The sequence below is a fragment of the Oleiphilus sp. HI0061 genome, assembly GCF_001635675.1.
This window is the reverse complement of sequence record NZ_LWFE01001679.1, coordinates 1-1,097: the sequence shown is the minus strand read 5'-3', so window position 1 is coordinate 1,097 and position 1,097 is coordinate 1. Positions and strand designations below refer to the sequence as shown.

Annotated in this window: 2 protein-coding genes; both read right to left on the bottom strand. The window is 46.5% G+C overall.

The genetic code is table 11. The features are described from left to right. Nucleotides 1–384 (bottom strand): uracil-DNA glycosylase (locus A3735_RS25935; RefSeq protein WP_369820564.1); only part of this gene is annotated, 384 nt, incomplete at its 3' end. Between the two features lie 11 nt (nt 385–395). Continuing rightward, a partial coding sequence (locus A3735_RS25930; protein WP_304440028.1) for an amino acid--tRNA ligase-related protein occupies nt 396–1,097 on the bottom strand: 702 nt, incomplete at its 5' end.

Genomic DNA, 1,097 nt, shown 5'->3' with positions numbered 1-1,097 from the left:
GGCCCAAGAAATTAGATTTCCTGAACTTGGAATCGGCATGCCTGTATCCGTGTTGAGTTCTTGATATATATTACGTAATGAAGGCGGTATTGCTACACCCGGCTGAACCGAGAAACACAAACCATGCGCCTGCCCAGGCCCGTGATACGGGTCCTGCCCGATAATAACAACCTTTACCTCTTCAAAAGCGGTATGATTCAGCGCATTGAAGATTTCGGAGCCTTGCGGATAAATAATTTTACCCGCAGCCTTTTCGCTGCTTAGAAATCCACGTAAAGACTGCATGTAAGGCAGGGTAAGCTGGTCGCCGACAACTTGCTGCCAGGACTCACTCAGTCTACCTTCTTTTTCTGAACCTTCAGCCATCATATGAAACCCAAACAATAAGCCCCTTATTAAGATACTGGCTTCATGTGCGGGAACAAAATAACGTCTTTAATGGTTGGGCTGTCGGTAAATAGCATCACTAGCCTATCAATACCGATACCCTCACCTGCAGTAGGTGGCATACCGTATTCAAGAGCCTGGATGTAATCTGAGTCGTAATGCATCGCTTCATCATCACCAGCATCTTTTTCTTCAACCTGCTTGCGGAAGCGGTCAGCCTGGTCTTCAGCGTCATTAAGCTCCGAAAAGCCATTTGCCAATTCACGGCCGCCAACAAAGAACTCAAAACGGTCAGTGATAAATGGGTTGTCATCATTTCGACGCGCTAATGGAGAAACTTCCCATGGGTAGGCAGTAATAAAAGTAGGCTGATCGAGCTTTTCTTCAGCAGTCTCTTCAAAGATTTCGCATAACCACTTACCTGCACCCCAGGCAGATTGCTTAGCATCTTCTCTAATACCGACCTGGCGTCCATAGGCAATCATTTGCTCCAAGTTATTTCCGGCGTCGTTGATGATAGACGGCTCAAAGTCTGGATTGTACTTAAGCACAGCTTCGGCCATTGTCATGCGCTCGAAGGGTTTGGCAAAGTCATAGACCGTCTCGGCAATCACTTCGCCATCTGCATCTTTCTTAGTTGATTTAATGTCAGTTGTACCCAGTACATCCAAGGCGATAGTACGCAGCATGTCTTCAGTAGTATCCATTAA